The sequence below is a fragment of the Stenotrophomonas sp. I18B00994 genome (genome assembly GCF_014145825.1).
GTDB lineage: Bacteria > Pseudomonadota > Gammaproteobacteria > Xanthomonadales > Xanthomonadaceae > Stenotrophomonas > Stenotrophomonas maltophilia.
The window spans coordinates 12,392-30,405 of record NZ_JACIUW010000034.1 but is presented as its reverse complement, the minus strand read 5'-3'; the positions used below and the strand labels follow the sequence as shown (position 1 = coordinate 30,405).

The 18,014-nt window shown below is 66.4% G+C and carries 14 protein-coding genes; 8 read left to right on the top strand and 6 right to left on the bottom strand.

Features of this window, described 5'->3' with window-relative positions; genetic code table 11:
• Window positions 1-116 precede the first annotated feature (116 nt).
• Window positions 117-968 (bottom strand): LysR family transcriptional regulator, encoded by an 852-nt coding sequence (locus H4O10_RS21480; protein WP_012480535.1) that lies wholly within the window; start codon window positions 966-968, stop codon window positions 117-119.
• A gap of 160 nt (window positions 969-1,128) precedes the next feature.
• On the opposite strand from H4O10_RS21480, the gene H4O10_RS21475 reads away from it, so the two are divergent.
• Both H4O10_RS21475 and H4O10_RS21470 read left to right on the top strand, forming a co-directional pair.
• Entirely contained in the window at window positions 1,129-1,482 is a 354-nt protein-coding gene (locus H4O10_RS21475; RefSeq protein WP_012480534.1) for an SMR family transporter, read from the top strand.
• Window positions 1,482-1,805, top strand: a complete 324-nt coding sequence (locus tag H4O10_RS21470) for an SMR family transporter (protein ID WP_012480533.1) — start codon at window positions 1,482-1,484, stop codon at window positions 1,803-1,805. Before H4O10_RS21475 ends, H4O10_RS21470 begins: the two co-directional genes overlap by 1 nt.
• Window positions 1,806-1,947: 142 nt before the next feature.
• Here the strand turns inward: H4O10_RS21470 and H4O10_RS21465 are convergent, their stop codons facing one another.
• From H4O10_RS21465 to H4O10_RS21455, 3 genes are all read right to left on the bottom strand, one after another.
• The gene (locus H4O10_RS21465; RefSeq protein WP_012480532.1) at window positions 1,948-4,896 is read right to left on the bottom strand and encodes a TonB-dependent receptor; all 2,949 of its coding nucleotides are present in this window, start codon (window positions 4,894-4,896) and stop codon (window positions 1,948-1,950) included.
• A gap of 69 nt (window positions 4,897-4,965) precedes the next feature.
• Window positions 4,966-5,910, bottom strand: coding sequence for a FecR domain-containing protein (locus tag H4O10_RS21460; protein WP_012480531.1), 945 nt, complete (start codon window positions 5,908-5,910; stop codon window positions 4,966-4,968).
• Window positions 5,907-6,425, bottom strand: a complete 519-nt coding sequence (locus H4O10_RS21455) for a sigma-70 family RNA polymerase sigma factor (RefSeq protein ID WP_044570404.1) — start codon at window positions 6,423-6,425, stop codon at window positions 5,907-5,909. The genes H4O10_RS21460 and H4O10_RS21455 overlap by 4 nt, the downstream gene beginning before the upstream one ends.
• Window positions 6,426-6,575: 150 nt before the next feature.
• Here H4O10_RS21455 and H4O10_RS21450 point away from each other — a divergent pair, with 150 nt between their 5' ends.
• Both H4O10_RS21450 and betT read left to right on the top strand, forming a co-directional pair.
• Window positions 6,576-6,965: a VOC family protein gene (locus H4O10_RS21450; protein WP_012480529.1), complete on the top strand. Its 390-nt coding sequence runs from the start codon at window positions 6,576-6,578 to the stop codon at window positions 6,963-6,965.
• Between the two features lie 195 nt (window positions 6,966-7,160).
• Window positions 7,161-9,140: a choline BCCT transporter BetT gene (betT, locus tag H4O10_RS21445; protein WP_012480528.1), complete on the top strand. Its 1,980-nt coding sequence runs from the start codon at window positions 7,161-7,163 to the stop codon at window positions 9,138-9,140.
• A gap of 73 nt (window positions 9,141-9,213) precedes the next feature.
• On the opposite strand, the gene H4O10_RS21440 is transcribed toward betT, so the two are convergent.
• Window positions 9,214-11,841 (bottom strand): TonB-dependent receptor, encoded by a 2,628-nt coding sequence (locus tag H4O10_RS21440; RefSeq protein ID WP_099596122.1) that lies wholly within the window; start codon window positions 11,839-11,841, stop codon window positions 9,214-9,216.
• Window positions 11,842-12,172: 331 nt separating this feature from the next.
• The gene (locus H4O10_RS21435; protein WP_012480525.1) at window positions 12,173-13,150 is read right to left on the bottom strand and encodes a zinc-binding dehydrogenase; all 978 of its coding nucleotides are present in this window, start codon (window positions 13,148-13,150) and stop codon (window positions 12,173-12,175) included.
• 430 nt (window positions 13,151-13,580) lie between these two features.
• On the opposite strand from H4O10_RS21435, the gene H4O10_RS21430 reads away from it, so the two are divergent.
• From H4O10_RS21430 to H4O10_RS21415, 4 genes are all read left to right on the top strand, one after another.
• The gene (locus H4O10_RS21430) at window positions 13,581-15,944 is read left to right on the top strand and encodes a ribonucleoside-diphosphate reductase subunit alpha (protein ID WP_044570401.1); all 2,364 of its coding nucleotides are present in this window, start codon (window positions 13,581-13,583) and stop codon (window positions 15,942-15,944) included.
• Between the two features lie 174 nt (window positions 15,945-16,118).
• A complete protein-coding gene (locus H4O10_RS21425; RefSeq protein ID WP_005413719.1) occupies window positions 16,119-17,159 on the top strand; it encodes a ribonucleotide-diphosphate reductase subunit beta in 1,041 nt (346 codons plus the stop codon).
• Between the two features lie 25 nt (window positions 17,160-17,184).
• Complete coding sequence (locus tag H4O10_RS21420) at window positions 17,185-17,652, top strand: flavodoxin (RefSeq protein WP_012480523.1); 468 nt, start codon at window positions 17,185-17,187, stop codon at window positions 17,650-17,652.
• Window positions 17,624-17,950, top strand: coding sequence for a thioredoxin family protein (locus H4O10_RS21415; protein WP_005409967.1), 327 nt, complete (start codon window positions 17,624-17,626; stop codon window positions 17,948-17,950). Before H4O10_RS21420 ends, H4O10_RS21415 begins: the two co-directional genes overlap by 29 nt.
• Window positions 17,951-18,014 lie beyond the last annotated feature (64 nt).

The window sequence follows — 18,014 nt, the reverse complement described above, 5'->3', positions numbered from 1 at the left end:
GACAAGCACGTCAGCCTGTCGGCCACGCCGACCGCGCGCGACTGGCTGGCCCACCACGGCTTCGACCCGCTGATGGGACGGGACACTGGGATTGCCGGCCAGCGGCCGGCACTACCTCATCCAAGCGCGTCGGCCCACCACAGTGCGGCCGGTCCGGGAGGCGTGTCGCGGCGCCACAGCAGGTCGCTGTGGATGCGCCGCGGCCAACCGGGCAGCACCAGTTCCACCAGTCGCCCACGGTCGTAGCGCTGCACCAGCGCCCGCGGCAGTTCAGCCCAGCCGATGCCGTCCTCGGCCATCTCCATCACCATCAGGTAGTCGGTGGCGGTCCAGGCCAGGCCGGTGACCACGCGCGATTGATCGACTTCCGCGCTCAGGCGCACCTGCCGATGCCGCGCCAGTTGTGCGGCGGCGCGACGCCCGGCGCTGGCCAGCGGATGTTCCCGCGCCACGTACACCGACAGTTCGCTGTGGTGGGCCAGCGGCCGGGCCGTCAATTCACCGGGATAGCGCTCCTGCCTGGGCAGCAGGCCCAGCGCGGCGCGACCACTGCCGACCAGCTCCAGTACGTCCTCACCCTCGGCATCCAGCCATTCCAGTTCGATCTCCGGGAACGCCTCGGCGAAGCGTTGCAGGATCCGTTGCTCTGGATCGAGCTGGTAGACATCGGAAAACACCACGGTCAGGCGAGGCTCGACCGGCGCGGCCAGGCGCACGCTCAACTGTTGCAGGCGCGCATCGGCAGCCAGGATTTCCTGCGCGTGCCCCAATACCTGTCGCCCGGCCTCGGTCAGCTGCGGGTAGCGCCCGCTGCGATCGAACAGGCTCAAGCCCAGGTCGGTTTCCAGGTGGGCAATGGCGGTACTGACTGTCGACTGGGTCTTGCGCAGGCGTCGCGCCGCCGCCGAGAACGAACCCAGCGCCGCGGCTTCCACGAAGGCCTGCAGGGATTCAGGGGAGTACGGCATTGATCCATCGCTCCTTTCGATGGAATCCATTTTGATCCCACCGTAAAAGACGATGATACTGGTCGCCGTCGCCCCTGTCTGCGGGGCGTTCCGGACCCACCACGCATGCCGTGGATCTATTGATGAGGCGGTGCGGTCCCCGTCCTGCAAGGAGTTTCACATGTTCCGTACTGTTCCCGCCCGTGGCGCGCTGGTCGCCTGGGCCTGTCTGACCGTGGCGATCGTCGCCGAAGTGGTCGGCACCTCGTTCATGGCCCATGCCGCCCGCGATGGCGGCTGGACCGGCTACCTGATCATGGCCGGCGCGCTGGCGCTGTCCTACTTCTTCCTGGCGCAGTCGGTGCGCCGCATCGCCGTGGGCGTGGCCTACGCAGTGTGGGAAGGCCTGGGCCTGACCCTGCTGACCGTGGTCGGTCTCACCGTCTTCGGTGAGAGCCTGTCGCTGCAGCAGCTCGCCGGCCTGGTGCTGGCAGTGGTCGGAATCGTCTGCGTCACCCTCGGGGAGGCGCACTGATGAACACCCTGGCCCTGTTTTTCGTGATCTGTTCGGCACTGATCGACGTTGCCGCCAACATGATGGTGGCCAAGTCGGAGGGCTTCCGCCGCTGGCGCTGGGGCGTCGGCGCGATCGTCATGGTCTGGATTGCTTTTGCCCTCCTGGGCCAGGCCGTGCGCTACATGGACCTGGCCACCGCGTATGCGATGTGGGGGGCGATCGGCGTGATCGGCACCGCCACCTGCGGTCGTCTGCTGTTCGGCAACCGCCTGCGTCCGATCGGCTGGATCGGCATCGCATTGGTGACCGTCGCGGTGCTGTTGCTGAGTACTGCGAAGTAACGCGTCGCCGTGCCAACCAAGGTTGGCATCTACCAGTGCTGAGCCGCTGTGCCAACCAAGGTTGGCACCTGCCAGAGCGTGAGCCGCCGCAGGCAAGCGCCCCGGGAATGATCTCCCCGGGGCGTTGCTGTTGCTGCAGCAGTTAGAAACGTGCGGTGAAGTTCAGCCGCGCGGTGCGGCCCGGGCCCGGCATCAGGCTCATGGCCAGCGTGTCCATGTAGTAGGTGTTGCGCAGGTTGCTGACCACCAGTTCCACTTCGGCCTTCGGGGTGAACTGCCAGCGCGCATAGAAGTCATAGATCGCGGTCGGCAGGTAGATGTTCTGCAGGCCGGTCGAGCCGGTGGTGTTCCAGGGCTTGTCCAGTTCATGGGTGGGGCCGCTGTTGTAGGTGCGGCGGATGCCGGTATCCAGTCGCTTGTCGAACAGGCGGAAGCCCAGCGTGCTGTGGATCGAGTACTTCGGCGGGTTCTGCGCATTGACGAACGAGGTGCCGAAGCCGCCGACCACGCAGTCCGGCGTGGTGTCCAGCTTGCTCCATTTCGCATACGGGTCTTCGCGCATGCGCTTGGCGGTGGCCGCATCGCAGGTGCGCGCGCGCTGGTAGTAGCTGGCCGACAGGTCCAGGTAGGCGATGCCTGCGTCATAGCCGGACTGCAGCTCGTAGCCGGACACCGTGTAGTTGTCGACATTGTCGACGTAGAAGGCCCAGTTGCTGGAATCGAAGCGACGGGTGATGGCGTTGTCGATATCGTTCTTGAACCAGGCGACCTTGAATGCCAGGCGATCGCCGTCGCGCCACAGGTCCTGCTTGAGCAGGCTGAAGCCGATGTCCCAGGAACGGTTCTTTTCCGGTTTCAGGTCGGCTACCGGCGCCGAGGTGCTGTTGCCCAGCGTCGATTCGAACAGGCTGGGCATCTTCCAGCCCTGCGCGTACTTCACGTAGAAGAACATGTCCGCGTCGAGGTTGAAGCGGGCTTCGGCATACGGCGCGAAACCGTGGCCGGAGCGCCGGATCGCCGGCTTGTAGCCCCAGGCGGTGGGAATCTGCTTGGTATAGAAGCCGTTGGCACCACGCGGGTCACGGATGAATCCGTCAAAGTCGTAGGTCTGGCCCAGCGTGCTGCCGCCATAGGGCGTAGCGCGCAGCGAGTCGTACGTGTAGTTGCCCTGTGCATCCGGGTACCACTCCTTGTACCAGCCCGGCAGCAGCTGGCCGCCCTTGCTCAGGCGCGCGAAGGTATAGCGCAGGTCGCGCGATTCGCTGACGAAGGCCACGCGGTTGCGGTCGCGGGTGCGGTAGTCGATGAAACGGCCGCCTGCGGTCAGCGACAGCCAGTCCCACGGCTGCCACTGCAGCGAGGCGACCACGCTGGCCTCGCGGCGCGTGCCCGAGCGCAGGTATCGGTTGTTGTTGTAGTCCACCGGCAATACCGGCGAGTTTGGTGCGGTGTCTTCGTGCTGGAAGGACGCGCCATAGCGCAGCGTCCAGTCGCCCAGATCATTGCTGAAGCGGGTGGTGTTGCTGCTGTCCAGGCCCCAGCGCCGGGTCTTCACGTCCGACTGCAGGCCCGGGCCGTAGGTCTCGCCCAGCGTGTCGGGCATCTGGTCGGAGGCCATTTCCTTGAACAGCGGCGTGTTGGCGATATTGCTGTTGAACATGCGGCTGGTGGCGGTGGTGAACCACAGCGTGCTGCTCAGGTCCAGCCACGGGTGCGCCTCGGGGCGGTAACGATGGCGCAGCGAGGTGGCGTTGACCCGCATCTTCCCGGGCTCGAACTGGAACATGGTGTTGGCCTTGTCCACGTAGGTCACCCATTCGTTGGACTCGCCCACGCGGCCGATCGCCGACGGCATGATTTCGCCGAAGCTGGAGTTGAAGAAGCGGTGGCTCAACTCCAGGCGCTGGTCCGGGTCGGGCGTCCAGGTGAATTTCAGCAACGCCGATTCGTTGTCGGTGTGGGTGTTCAGGACTTCATCGCCCGGGTGGTACAGCTTGGAAACGGCCTGGCTGGACATGCCGGTACCGCCACTGGACAGATGCTGGTCGTCGTAGCGGTGGGCGCCGTTGCTGCCGGCGAAGTAGTTGCCCTGGCGGCGCCGTGCGTAGGCTGCGACAAGCTGCCAGTCTTCGCCGCGCTGGGCGAAGGCCACGCTGCCGTTCCAGTCGCGCGGGTCGCGCAGGCTGTTGCGGTTGTCGCTGCCACGCGCGATCTGCTTGAACGTACGGGTGCGGTCGATGCTGTTGTCGGCCACGCCGCCACGCACGCGCAGCCCCCAGTCCTGGCCGTCGTCGAGGATGTCCTCGGCCTTCAACGTTTCCATGTAGACCACGCCACCGATCGCGCTGGCGGCATTGGCGGCCAGGCTCGGTCCCTTTTCGATGCTGATCGCGCTGATCAGGTCCGGGTCCAGGTAGCTGCGCTGCTGCACGCCGGCATAGCCGCGATAGACATCGATGGCCTGTTGGCCACCATCAATGATCACCGGCACCCGGTTCTGGCCCTGCAGGCCGCGGATGTTGACGTCCAGTGCACCACCATTGCGTACGTCTCCGGTGTGCACGCCGACTGCGCCGGCCAGCACATCGCCGATCGACTGGCCGCGGAAGCGTTCCAGCTGCTGGTGGTCCAGATGCACGCGCGAGCCGCTGTCGCGATAGACGGCGTCGGCATCGGCCAGCCCCCACGGCGAAGCGCCGTCGCCGGCCTGGCCGGCCACACGCAGGGTGCCGATCTGGCGCACGCCGGCGTCGGTGGCGGGGGCGGCCTGCAGCACCACGCCGCTGGCATCACGCTGGAACGAAAGGCCGGTGCCGGCGAGCAGCTGTGCCAGCGCGGCCTCGGTGTTGAGCGAGGCCTGCACGCCACCGCTGTGCCGGCCTCGGGTCAGGCGGGCATCGGCGGCGATGGACAGGCCGGACTGCTGGCCGAACGCGGTCAAGGCCTGGTCGAGCGGACCGGCCGGGATCTGCCAGCGAACGGCGGCGGCAGCATCCTGTGCGTGGGCGGCGGCCGGAAACAGGCATGGCGTGGCCAAGGCCAGGCACAGCGCGATGGCAAGCGGGCGAGGAGAAGGGCAGGGTAGTTTCATGGGGGCGGCGACATCCGCAATGGGTTCCCTTGTAGTGCCCGCCGAGCGCGCAGAAAGGGAACCGCGATTTCAACGCGGACGCACAACGGTCCACCATGGCCAGCGCTGCTCGATGCGGATCGGCAGGGCGCGCGCCAGCAGTTTCAAGGCCTGCAGGCTGTCCAGGCGTGGCAATACCGCGGTGACATTCAATGCGGACAGTGCCGGATCACAGCCCAGATAGCCCCGATGGTGACGGGCCAGTTCGTCGATCACCCGGATCAGTTGCGTGTCCTGCACCTGCAGGCGTCCGTCCTGCCAGTCGCCGCGCAGGGGATCGGCAGCGACCGTTGTGAGTCCCCCCATCGGTCCGATCTGCAGCGCACTTCCCGCAGGCACATCCAGCGCCGCGCCGAACATCGGCAGGCACCGCACCACGCCCTCGAACACGTCCAACCGGCTGTCCTGGGCTTCGCGGCCGACCGCGAAACGGGTGCCGATCGGCTGCAGGCGCGCGCCGGGTACATGCACGGTCAGGGGCAGGCCGACGAATGCGGGGTGGTGGCCGGTCTGCAGCAGCAGTTCGCCGCGTAGCAGATGCAGGGCGCGGTTGCCGTTGCCGATGTCGACGGTCACTTCGCTGCCGGCGTTGAGCCACAACTGGCTGCCATCGGCCAGCGTCCAATGACCGGTGCGCCCGGCAGCGGTGCGTTGCGTCTGCAGGTGGCGCTGCGCCTGCAGCCCGTGCAGGCCGAGAAGCGAGACCGCACCGATGCCGAGTGCGCCGCCGAGACTGCGAAGTGCGCGGCGGCGGCGATGGCCGGCAGCATCGAGCGCCGTTGCTGCCGCCGTTGCCGATAGCGGGGCGAACGACTGCCAGACCGCCTCGACCCGGCGCCAGGCGTCGGCGTGACCGGCGTCGGCGTGCAGCCACGCACGCCAGTGTTGCTGGTCGTCGTCGCTCCAGCCCTGCTGGCGCAGCGCGAACCACTCTGCCGCCTGCTCCAGCGCCGGGCCGGCCACTGCCGCGCTCATGCCGCCGCGTCGCCGGACAGGCACAGGCAATGCAGCATCGCCTGCGCCATGTACTTCTTGACCATGCGCTCGGACACGCCCAGCTGTTGGCCGATCTCCGCATAGCCCAGTCCGGACAGCCGGGCCAGCAGGAAGGCACGCCGTGGCCGCTCGGCCAGGCCGGACAGCATGTCAGCGATGGCATGCAGCAGCTGCAGCGCCTGCGTGCGCTCCTCCGCAGAGGGATGCACCGGCTCCGGTTGTGCGGCCAGCGCGGTCAGATAGGCGCGCTCCAGGTCCGCGCGCTGCCAGTGGTTGACCAGCAGCGCGTGCGCGATGGTGCTGAGATAGGCGCGCGGCAGGCGCAGTTCGGACGGATCGACGCGCCGGCTGAGCAGGCGCAGGAAGGTGTCCTGGGTCAGGTCGGCGGCGCAGTCGGCGTTGTGGGTGCGGCGGCGCAGCCAGCCCAGCAGCCAGCCATGGTGTTCGCGGTAGAACCCCGCCAGCGCGGTGCTGGAGGCGGCGGGCACGGCCATCGGCATGGGTCATTAATGCGAATGATTCCCATTATAGAATGATCGGGCGGCGCACGACAAATCCTGGGCATGCCGCAGAGGGGGAGATCGCCGGATTTGCGATGCCCGGCGTGCTCGCCGACACTGCGGCTTTCCACATGGAGTGCCCGCATGTTCAGCCACATCACCGTTGGAACGAACGACATGGACGTCGCGCATCGCTTCTACGATGCCCTGTTCACCGCGTTGGGCGCACGCCCCGGCGTCTTCGATGACAAGGGCCGGCTGGTGTACTTCAAGGATGGCCGCATGTTCATCGTCACCGCGCCCATCGATGGGCAGCCTGCATGCCATGCCAACGGCGGCACCATTGGTTTCACCCTCGACAGCGCCGAGGCCGTGCGCGGTTGGCAGGATGCCGGCGTGGCCCATGGCGGTACGGCCATCGAAGACCCGGCTGGCGTCCGCAGCATGGCCGGGCGCCAGCTGTTCCTGGCCTACCTGCGCGACCCGGACGGCAACAAGCTGTGCGCGGTGCATGTGGTGCATGTGATGTCGTGATTGGACAGTGCGCGCGTGGCCGCGATGCACGCGGTCCGCGCGCGGCTGCGCTCGCAGATATGCTTCGGCGCGCGCGTGATAGCACGGAATGGCGGGCCGGGCCTGTGACCACAGGCCGCAACTTCATGCTCTGTCCACTGCGGTTCAGCCAGAATTGGTCGGCTAACCCTTTGATCTACCGGAGAACGCCGCCCCATGGAAGTACTGGAGCCGCAACAATCCCCGGTGCGCACCCTTCGGCCTGTGTTCGCCTTCGCGGCGATCGTTGTCGTGGCGTTCGCGCTGTTCGTCAGCCTGTTCCCGCTTGGTGCGGGCCGCCTTCTGCTGAAGGCACAGGACTGGGCCGCACTCAATGTCGGCTGGTATTACCTGCTGGCGATGACCCTCTACCTGGTGTTCGTGGTCGGCGTGGCGCTGTCCAAGTACGGTGGCATCAAGCTCGGCGCCGACCATGACGAGCCGGAGTTCAGCTACCTTTCCTGGGCCGGCATGCTGTTCGCTGCCGGCATCAGCATCACCCTGTTCTTCTTCTGCGTTTCCGAACCGCTGACCCACTACCTGCAGCCGCCGCAGGGCGATCCGGCCGCGGGCGAGGCCGGCGCGCGCCAGGCCATGCAGCTGCTGTTCCTGCACTGGGGCCTGCACGGCTGGGGTGTGTTCGCGCTGGCGGCGATGGCCATGGCCTACTTCGCCTACCGCCACAACCTGCCGCTGGCGCTGCGTTCGGCGCTGTACCCGTTGATCGGCAAGCGCATCAATGGCCCGATCGGCTACACCGTGGACGCGCTGGGCATTGTCGCTACCGTGTTCGGCATCGGTGCCGACATGGGCTTCGGGGTGCTGCACCTGAATGCCGGCCTTGCGCACCTGTTCAACATCCCGCATTCCAACCTGGTGCAGATCATCCTGGTGGTCAGCATGATGGGCGCGGCGGTGGCCGTGGCCGTCTCCGGCGTGGAGAAGGGCGTGCGCTGGATGGCCAACATCAACATGCTGCTGGCGATCGCGCTGGTGCTGTTCATGCTGTTTGCCGGGCCGACGCAGTACCTGTTCAGCACGCTGATGCAGAACCTGGGCGACTACCTGGGCAGCGTGGTCGGCAAGAGTTTTGATGTGTACGCCTATGGCGGCCGACCAGAATGGCTGGGCGGCTGGACGGTGTTCTACTGGGCATGGTGGATCGGCTGGGCACCGTTCGTGGGCTTGTTCATCGCACGCATCTCACGGGGCCGCACCATCCGCGAATTCGTGTTCGGCGTGCTGCTGATCCCGCTGGGCTTCACCCTGGCCTGGCTGTCGATCTTCGGCAACAGCGCGCTGGACCAGGTGCTGCACCACGGGCAGCAGCAACTGGCACAGCTGGCGGTGGATGATCCACCGACGGTGCTGTATGCACTGCTGGATGGCTACCCGTGGAGCCGCACAGTGATCGCGGTGACGGTGCTGGTCAGCTTCATCTTCTTCGTGACCTCGGCCGACTCGGGAGCGGTGGTGTTGTCCACGCTGTCCTCGCACGGCGGCGCGCCGGAGGATGATGGTCCGCGTTGGCTTCGCGTGTTCTGGGGCACGGTGATCGCAGTGCTGACCGCCGGGCTGCTGCTGGCTGGGAGCATCGATGCGCTGAAATCGGCGGTGGTGCTGGCCTCGCTGCCGTTCTCGGCGATCCTGCTGCTGATGATGTGGGGGCTGACCCGCGCCTTCAGTGACGAGTCGCACCGCAAGCGCGCGCTGCAGTACCGGCCCTCGCCGCTGATCGGCGACGATCGCCATCACCAGGGCTGGCGCCAGCGCCTGAGCCAGGCCATGCACTTCCCGGTGCGCGACCAGGTCTACCGCTTCATGGACGATACGGTGAAGCCAGCGATGGAAGCGGTGGCCGAACAGCTGCGCGGGCAGGGCTGGGATGTGGCCACGCGCTTCGAGGCCGGCGACATGGAGCTGACGGTCAATCACGGCGAGCAGCAGGACTTCCTGTACCGGGTGATCCTGAGTGGCTACCTGACCCCGTCGTTCGCCGCCCAGCAGCTGCGCAACCAGCGCTACTACCGCGCTGAAGTGCATCTGTTCGAAGGCAGCCAGGACTATGACCTGGTGGGCTACAGCCGCAAGCAGATCATCAACGACATCATCAGCCAGTACGAACGGCACCTGCAGTTCCTGCACCTGAGCCGGTGATGCGGTGGGTGCGGACCGTTGGTCCGCACACCCCTGCAGAGCCGAGCCCATGCTCGGCTCTGCAGGTGGCCCATCAGAACCGGTAGCGCGCCCCCAGCGAAATGAACTGCCCGCGCAGGTTGTACTGGCTGATGTCGAAACCATTGGAGCCACCGGCCGGGTCGAACGGCGGGTCCTTGTCGGTCAGGTTCAGCACCGACAGCGACAGCGTGGTGTTGGGAATCCCTTCGTAGGCCACGTACAGGTCCAGCTGGTGATACGGCTTGATGCGATCACGCAGGCCGGGGTTGCTGGTCGCTGTCGCCACGCGCTGGTCGTAGCCGCTCACGTACTGCAGGCTCAGCGTGCTGCTCCAGTCGCCCACTGCCCAGTTCAACGACGTGGTGCCGCGGGTGCGCGGCAGTGCGCCGTGGCGGTTGTTGCCGGCCCCTTCATACGGTGCCTGGCCGGCCACCAGCGGCTGCTTGAAGCTGAGCAGATGGGTCCAGCTGCCGGCCACGGTGAAGTTGCCCCAGCCATCGGTGCGGAAGGTGCGGTTGGCTTCCAGGTCCAGGCCCGAGGTGGTCAGCTCGCCCTGGTTGGCGTACTGGTTGGTGATGAACGTGATGCGCCCCTGTGCATCACGCTGCACGCGGCCGGGGAACAGCGTCGGGTTGTCGACGATGAACTGCGCGCTGTCCGGCTTGACCAGGTTGTCCTGCTCGATGCGGTACCAGTCCAGGCCGATGCTGGTATCGCCATCCGGCGACCACACCGCGCCCACGTTGAAGTTGCGCGAGCGTTCGGCCTTCAGGTCCGGATTGCCGGTGCGGATGTTGGTCACGCCACGGCTGCCACCGGGCTGCAGCGGGTCCAGCGGATCGATCACCGAGCCGTAGCTGACGGTCTGGCCCGGCGCGATCTCCGGCAGCGACGGTGCACGGAAGCCACGCGAGAACGAACCACGCAGCAGCAGGCTGTCCAGCGGCTGCCAGCGCAGCGCCACCTTCGGCGAGAACGCGTTGCCGAAGTCGTCATAGTGGTCGCCACGACCGGCCACCTGCAGCTCCAGCGTGCGGTGCAGCGGCACGCTCAGTTCGGCGTAGGCGGCGCTGACCTGGCGCTCGCCGTTGACCACGTTGATGGCCGGGCGCAGTTCGGTGCCCGACAGCACCTGCGCACTGGTGCGCGCGTCCAGTGATTCCTTGCGGAACTCGGCACCCCAGGCGAAGCCGACCGCGCCGGCCGGCAGCTCCCACAGCGAGGTCGAGGCCTTCACGTTCAACGAATGCAGCTTGTACCAGCCCGGACGCTTGGTCTGCAGGCGCAGTGCATCCAGCGCCCCCGGCGTGCTGGACGGGTTGAGGAAGTTGTAGCTGCCATCGCGCAGGATCTGCTCGAACGCGTAGCGGTTGACGAAGTTGTCGACGTATTCGCGCTGCGCGCTCTGCGAGGTCAGCGCCGCCACTTCCCAGTCCCATCGCTCGCCGCTGCCGCGCACGCCGGCCAGCGCACGGTAGAACACCTGGGTGTTGTCCTTCAGGCGCGGGCCGAGATCGAAGAAGGTGTACTCGAACGGCAGCGGCGCGCTGCCCGGGTTGTTCGGGTGGCCGACCGGCAGCACCGCCGGCACGTCGATCAGGGTGCCGGTGGCCGGGTTGTACGCGCGCAGGCCGGGGCCGACGGTCAGCTGCGCGCTGAAGATCTGGTCGGCCTTGTTGTGGCTGTACAGTACGTCGGCGAAGGCTTCGACGCTGTCGTTGAAGCGGTAGGTCGCGCTCAACGACGCCTGCAGGCGCTCGGCGCCGGGCTGCAGGGTTTTGAACGGCTGGGCGTTGAAGGCGCAGGCCTGGCCGGGCAGGGTGCTGCCGAAATCGCTGTACGGGCGCAGCTGGCTGCCATCCGGGCAGTTGGCGAACGGTTGCGGTGCGCGCGGGTTGGACAGCCAGTTGCCACCTGCGGTGGACCAACCGGCCAGGCGACCGCCGGGCTTGTCGCGGAAATCGCCGCTGCGGGTGTAGGCACGCTGGTCGGCGTCGAGGCGATCACGCTTGAGCAGGTCCAGCCCGAACAGCACGTTCCAGCCCTGCTGTTCGAGGTCACCGAAGCCAGCCAGCAGGCTGGCCTTGCGCTCGTTCAGGCCGCCCTGGGTGGCGGTACCGAAGCCGCCGCCGACTTCCACGCCCTGGAAGTTCTTGCGCAGGATGATGTTGATGACACCGGCGATGGCATCGGAACCGTACACCGCCGAAGCGCCGTCCTTCAGCACTTCGATGCGTTCGACCGCGCTGATCGGCAGCGCGTTGAGGTCGACGAAGGTGTCCTGGGTGTTGAGCGCGAAACCGAAGTTGGAGACGCGGTAGCCGTTGACCAGCACCAGCGTGTTCTTCGGAGACAGGCCACGCAGGCCGATCGAGGCCGAGCCGGCGGCGAAACTGCCGGTGTACTGCTCGTCGAAGCTGTTGCCGGCATTGGCCGACAGGTTGCGCAGCACGTCGGTGAGGGTGGAGCGGCCGGTCTGCTCGATCTGTTCGCGGCTGACGATCTGCACCGGATTCGGCCCGGCGGTATCGCTGCGCTTGATGTTGGAGCCGGTCACCAGCACGGCGCCCAAGGTGGTGCTGTCCTTGCCGGTATCGGCGGTTTCAGCGGCGCCGGCAGCGCCGGCGGTGAGGCCCAGCGCGATCGCGCCGGCAAGCAGGTTCAGGGTGGTGCGGTACATGGAAGCGACAACGCCGAACGGGGGAGGAGCCGTCAGTACCGCACGCAGGCACGTGCGCCTTCCAATGACGAAAGCGCATTCAGTTATACATCACAGGTTCTTAACGAAGTCGGTGCCTCCGTTGGAGCAGACCCACTCGGTGGGTGCGGCACCGATCTTTGGTGGGTGCGGACCGTTGGTCCGCACACCCTGCAGGGTCACAGCCCTTTCCCTGTGGAAAGAAGCCTCATCCCCCCGCGCTACGCGCGAGAGTCGACTGACAGTCGACTCTACCGGGACAGCGCCATACCGGGACAGCGCCATTACCGGGGCAGCGCCATCCGCTGAGGCATCAAGGCCGCAGCAGCACCTTGCCGTTACGGCCCGAACCGGCGCCAGCCTTCGCTGCCTGGGCGATGTCGTCCAGTGCGAAGATCTGCTCCACCGGCAGGGTCAGTTCGCCGCTCGCCGCACGCTTCAGCAGTTCGCCAACCAGCCGGCGCTTGTCCTCCACCGCCATCGCCTGGCTGACCTTGCTGCCCCAGAAACCCTTCACCGTGGCTTCCTTGTAGATCAGGCCGCCGGCGGGAATGCGCATCGGTTCGCCGCTCATCACTCCGAACGACACCAGGGTGCCGTGGTGGCCGAGCAGGTCGACCAGGTCACCGCTGGCGTCGCCGCCGATGGAATCCACCGCGGCCGCAGCCTGTGCTTCGCCGGTCGCCTCACGCACGCGATCCTTCCAGCCGTCCAGCGAGGTGTCGAATACATGATCGATGCCCAGCGCCTGCAGCTGCGCGACCGCATCGGCATTGCGCACCAGGTTGGCCACATGGACGCCACGCGCCCTCGCCAGCATCGCCAGCGACTTGCCCACCGCGCCGTTGGCGGTGTTCTGCACGATCCACTGGCCCGCCTCGACGTGCAGGAACTCCAGCAGCATCAGCGCGCTCAGCGGCATGGCAATCAGCTGCGCGGCCATTTCGTCCGGGATCGCCTCCGGCATCGGAATCACCATGCGTGCCGGCGCAATGAACGCTTCGGCCCAGGTGCCGTGCACCGAGGCAGCGGCCACCCGCTGGCCGACCTGCAGGCCGTCGACGCCATCGCCGAGTGCATCGATCACGCCCAGTGCTTCACTGCCACCGATCGCCGGCAGGGTCGGCTTGTAGCCGTACAGGCCGCGCACGGTCAGCAGATCGTGGTTGTGGATCGAGGCCAGCACGGTGCGGATGCGCACCTCGCCGGGGCCGGGCTCGGGCAGCGGCGCATCGGCAATGGCAAGGACGTCGGCCGGGTTGCCGAAGGAGGGGTACTGGGCAGCGCGCATGGGCGGTGTTCCGGGGAAAGTTGATGTTGTACCGAACTGGGGACGCAGGCGCTGTCGACAAGGCGCCGCAGGTGCAACACGGCATCCTGCGACTGATCGTCGCGACATGTATTGATTACCGCATCTTGTGTTGACGAGTTCGGATATCCCCACTATGTTGTGGCCGTCACTCCCGGTCAGCCGCCGCCGCCGGACATGCAGCAAACGTCCCGCGGCCCGCCCCTGAGGCTCGCCGTGTCGACGCGGCCGCCATCGTGCGGACGCAGGTCGCCCCCACGGCCCGGATACCGGCCGCAGGCGCAGGCAGATGCCGACGACCTACGTTCCCGTGCCCTGGCAATCCACCCGTTCGCCCCGTGCGCCGGTATCGCGTTCAGGGCCGCCATGGCATCGACCGCCAACGCGCGCGCGAGCCTGGAGTTTCACCACCATGACCGATAGTACCTTCCGCGTGGCCGATCTGGCCGGCGCTGGCGACGCCTTGCGCGCCGGTGGCGAGCGCGTGCCGACCTGGATCACCAAGGAGGCCGGCAACCGCCGCCTGCCGTTCGAGGCCGAACGCCTGCAGCGCAGCATCGACGCCGTGCATGCCGAGTTCCCGCAGCTGGACGTGAGCGACTACCGCCGCGTGGTGCAGGCGATGGTCGAGCGCAAGCCCAGCATCAGCGCCGATGACCTGGTCGATCTGCTGATCCGCGAGGCCGAGTCGCGGGTGGACCTGGTCGCACCCGAGTGGGAACAGTTTGCCGCGCGCATCTACCTGCGCCGCCTGTACAAGCGTGCCAGCCGCAACCGCTTCTACGACGTCGGCCTGAAGTACGGCTCGTATGTGGGCCTGCAGGAAAGCCTGGCCGACCGCGGCATCTACAGCAACGACATCCTGCGCTGCTATTCGAAGGAAGAGCTGCAGCAGGCCGGCGAGATGATCGATCCGGAACGCGACCGCCTGTTCGCCTACAACGGCCTGTACCTGCTGGCCACGCGCTATCTGGCCAGCGATCGCAGCCGCGAGGTCTACGAGCTGCCGCAGGAGCGTTGGCTGACCATCGCGCTGTACCTCATGCAGGAAGAAAAACCGCGTGAGCGGCGCATGCAGCTGGTCGGCGAGGCGTATTGGGCGCTGTCCAACCTGTACATGACGGTCGCCACACCAACGTTGGCCAATGCCGGCAAGGTGGGTGGGCAACTGTCCAGTTGCTTCATCGACACGGTGGATGACAGCCTGCAGGGCATCTATGACTCCAACACCGATATCGCCCGTGTGTCCAAGCATGGCGGCGGCGTTGGCGCCTACCTGGGCTATGTGCGCAGCAGCGGCGCGCCGATCCGTGGCGTGGCCAATTCCTCTGGCGGCGTGGTGCCGTGGATCAAGCAGCTCAACAACACCGCGGTGTCGGTCGATCAGCTTGGCCAGCGCAAGGGCGCGGTGGCGGTTTACCTGGACATCTGGCACCGCGATATCGAAGCGTTCATGGACCTGCGCCTCAACAACGGCGACCAGCGCCTGCGCGCGCACGATGTGTTCACCTCGGTGTGCGTGCCCGACCTGTTCATGGAAGCGGTGGAGCGCCGCGCCGACTGGTACCTGTTCGACCCGCACGAGGTGAAGCAGGCCAAGGGCTGGTACCTGCAGGACTTCTACGACGAGAAGCGCGGCGCGGGCAGCTTCCGCCTCCGCTACGCCGAACTGGTGGCCGACGAGCGCATCAGCCGCCGCACGGTGAAGGCCATCGATCTGTTCAAGCGGATCATGCTCAGCCAGCTGGAGACCGGCAACCCGTTCCTGTTCTACCGCGACGAGGTCAACCGCCGGAACCCGAACAAGCACGCGGGCATGATCTATTCCAGCAACCTGTGCACCGAGATCCTGCAGAACATGAGCCCGACGCGGATGATCCAGGAGATCGTCAGCGGCGACCAGATCGTCACCACACGCCGCGCCGGTGACTTCGTGGTCTGCAACCTGTCCTCGATCAACCTCGGCCGGGCGATCAGTGCGCCGGATGACCTGCTGGCCACCGACGTGCTGGAGCGCCTGATCCCGATCCAGGTGCGCATGCTCGACAACGTGATCGATCTCAATGCGCTGCCGGTGCCGCAGGCCACGATCACCAACCGCAAGTACCGCGCCATCGGCCTGGGCACGTTCGGTTGGCACCACCTGCTGGCGCAGCAGGCAATCCAGTGGGAATCACCGGATGCCGAAGAATTGGCCGACCGCCTCTACGAACGCATCAACTTCCTGACCATCCAGGCCAGCGCGCAACTGGCGAAGGAGAAGGGCAGCTACCCGATGTTCGCGGGCAGCGACTGGCACAACGGGCGTTACTTCCGTGACCGCGACTACAGTGGCGCCGCGTGGGACAGCCTGGCCCGCGAAGTGGCCACGCACGGCCTGCGCAACGGCTGGCTGCTGGCGGTGGCGCCGAACATGAGCACGGCGCAGATTGCCGGTTCCACCGCCTCCATCGACCCGATCTACAGCGCGTTCTACTACGAGGAAAAGAAGGACTTCCGGCGGCCGGTGGCGGCGCCGGGCCTGTCGCTGGAAACCTGGCCGTACTACGAGAAGGGGGCCTACAAGGTCGACCAGTTCGCCAGCGTGCGCCAGAACGCGCGCCGCCAGCGCCATGTCGACCAGTCGATCAGCTTCAACCTGTACGTGCCCAGCACCATCCGCGCCAGCACCCTGCTGGAGCTGCACCTGAGCGCCTGGCGCGAAGGCCTGAAGACCACCTACTACGTGCGCTCCAACGACATCGACATCAGCGAATGCGAGTGGTGCTCCAGCTGATCAATGGTAGTGCCGGCCGCTGGCCGGCAACCCCGCGATCTTCGGTAGTGCCGGCCGCTGGCCGGCAATCCCATGATCTTCGGTAGTGCCGGCCGCTGGCCGGCAACCCGTGATCTTCGGTAGTGCCGGCCGCTGGCCGGCAACACGATAGAAAGAGAACGAAGGCAGAAAACCATGGCAACTCCCCTCGACCGCATCAAGATCCTCGAACCTCGCCATCCCAACCGCAGCACCGGCATCATCAACGGCCAGACCAGCGGCATCCTCAACTGGAACGACATTCCTTATCCGTCGTTCTATCGGGCCTACAAGGAGCTGTCGACCAATTTCTGGATTCCCGACGAGGTCGACATGAAGCTGGACGCCCGCCAGTACGGCGAGCTGAACGCGCGCGAGAAGAACGCCTACGACTCGATCATCGGCCTGCTCGCCACGCTGGATTCACCGCAGACGCGCTTCATCTACAACGTCGCGGAGTACATCACCGACCCGGCCGCGCACGCCAATGCGGCGATCATCGGGCAGCAGGAAGTGATCCACAACGAGAGCTACAGCTACGTGCTGGCCTCGATCACCGACCTGCCGAACCAGAACCGCATCTTCGAGATCGCCCGCACCCACCCGACCATCATCAAGCGCAATGCACCGATCATGGGGGCGTATGACGATTTCATGCGCGAGAAGACCGCCGAGACCCTGCTCAAATCGTTGATCCAGTCCTCGATCCTGGAGGGCATCAATTTCTATTCCGGGTTCGCGTACTTCTACAACATGGTGCGGCAGAATCGCATGAACGGCACCGGCAAGATCATCAGCTTCATCAACCGCGACGAGCTGGCGCATACCAAATTCATCAGCGAGCTGATCCGCGCCATCATCGGCGAGAACCCGGAGCTGCAGACCAATGAGCTGACCGCCTACGTACACCAATCGTTCGAGCATGCCATCGAGCTGGAGACGCAGTGGTCGTCGGAGGTGCTGGATGGCATCGACGGCATCGACGTGGACGAGATGGTGCGCTACGTGAAGTACCGCGCCAACAAGATGGCCGGCATGCTCGGCATCGAACGCCTGTACAGCGACACCACCGACAACGTGATGCCGTGGATCAAGGCCTACGCCGACAACTTCACCGAAACCAAGACCGACTTCTTCGAGATGCGCAATGCAAGTTACAAGAAGACCAACGTCGACAACGGCTTCGACGACCTGTGAGTCCGGCGCCGCGCTGAGCATCCTGGTGGTGGTCGCCTCGTTGAGCGGCAATACCCGCGAACTTGGCCGGCAGATTGCCGAGCGCTGCCGCGCTGCCGGTCATGCGGTTCACTGGCAGGAGGCCGACGACCTGCGCCAGGCGCCGCCGCTGGCGGCCGACGAGGCCGACCTGGTGCTGCTGGGCTGCTGGACCGACAACGCCGGCCGCACGCCGTCGGAGATGAAGGCATGGGTGGCCGGCATCGCCGAACGCGGCGAGCGGCCGCGGCAGCTGGCGGTGTTCGGCACCGGCGAAACGCAGTGGGGGCAGGAGTACTACTGCGGCGCCGTGCACCGCCTGATCCGCTACTTCCGCAGCGACTATCCGCCGCTGGAAATCGAACAGATGCCGCATGGTCAACGCCATGCGGGGGCCATCGAGGCCTGGACCGACGCGGTCCTGGCCCATTATTGGAGCAACACCGATGCAGATCATCGACGCCACCACGCCTGAGCAGTTCCAGCAGCTGCTGGCCGAGCACCCGCGGGTGCTGGTGGATTTCCACAAGGACCAGTGCCCGGGGTGCCGGATGCTGGAGATGTCGTTGCACCGGGTGGCCAACAGCGTGGCGGGGCAGGGCACGACCCTGCTGCGCGTGCAGCTGGAAGTGCTGGGTGAGGCGTTCTTCAGGGAGCTGGGGCTGCGGCAGACGCCGACGCTGTCGCTGTTCCGTGACGGTGACGAACGCACGCGCCTGGCGGGGTTCCAGTCGCCTCAGCAGATCGAGGCCGCGATCGCGTTGCATCTGTAGCGTGGAGATGGTGGGGTCGGATCCCTTGCCAGAGGCAGGGGCTCTGGCCCCGCACCATGTAAAG

What these genes read in the sequence shown, in the direction of transcription:
- H4O10_RS21415 (WP_005409967.1), top strand. Translation starts at nt 17,624, where the DNA reads ATGCAGATCATCGACGCCACCACGCCTGAGCAGTTCCAGCAGCTGCTG.
- H4O10_RS21480 (WP_012480535.1), bottom strand. Translation starts at nt 968, where the DNA reads ATGCCGTACTCCCCTGAATCCCTGCAGGCCTTCGTGGAAGCCGCGGCG.
- H4O10_RS21465 (WP_012480532.1), bottom strand. Translation starts at nt 4,896, where the DNA reads ATGAAACTACCCTGCCCTTCTCCTCGCCCGCTTGCCATCGCGCTGTGC.
- H4O10_RS21475 (WP_012480534.1), top strand. Translation starts at nt 1,129, where the DNA reads ATGTTCCGTACTGTTCCCGCCCGTGGCGCGCTGGTCGCCTGGGCCTGT.
- H4O10_RS21450 (WP_012480529.1), top strand. Translation starts at nt 6,576, where the DNA reads ATGTTCAGCCACATCACCGTTGGAACGAACGACATGGACGTCGCGCAT.
- H4O10_RS21435 (WP_012480525.1), bottom strand. Translation starts at nt 13,150, where the DNA reads ATGCGCGCTGCCCAGTACCCCTCCTTCGGCAACCCGGCCGACGTCCTT.
- betT (WP_012480528.1), top strand. Translation starts at nt 7,161, where the DNA reads ATGGAAGTACTGGAGCCGCAACAATCCCCGGTGCGCACCCTTCGGCCT.
- H4O10_RS21455 (WP_044570404.1), bottom strand. Translation starts at nt 6,425, where the DNA reads ATGGCCGTGCCCGCCGCCTCCAGCACCGCGCTGGCGGGGTTCTACCGC.
- H4O10_RS21440 (WP_099596122.1), bottom strand. Translation starts at nt 11,841, where the DNA reads ATGTACCGCACCACCCTGAACCTGCTTGCCGGCGCGATCGCGCTGGGC.
- H4O10_RS21430 (WP_044570401.1), top strand. Translation starts at nt 13,581, where the DNA reads ATGACCGATAGTACCTTCCGCGTGGCCGATCTGGCCGGCGCTGGCGAC.
- H4O10_RS21425 (WP_005413719.1), top strand. Translation starts at nt 16,119, where the DNA reads ATGGCAACTCCCCTCGACCGCATCAAGATCCTCGAACCTCGCCATCCC.
- H4O10_RS21470 (WP_012480533.1), top strand. Translation starts at nt 1,482, where the DNA reads ATGAACACCCTGGCCCTGTTTTTCGTGATCTGTTCGGCACTGATCGAC.
- H4O10_RS21460 (WP_012480531.1), bottom strand. Translation starts at nt 5,910, where the DNA reads ATGAGCGCGGCAGTGGCCGGCCCGGCGCTGGAGCAGGCGGCAGAGTGG.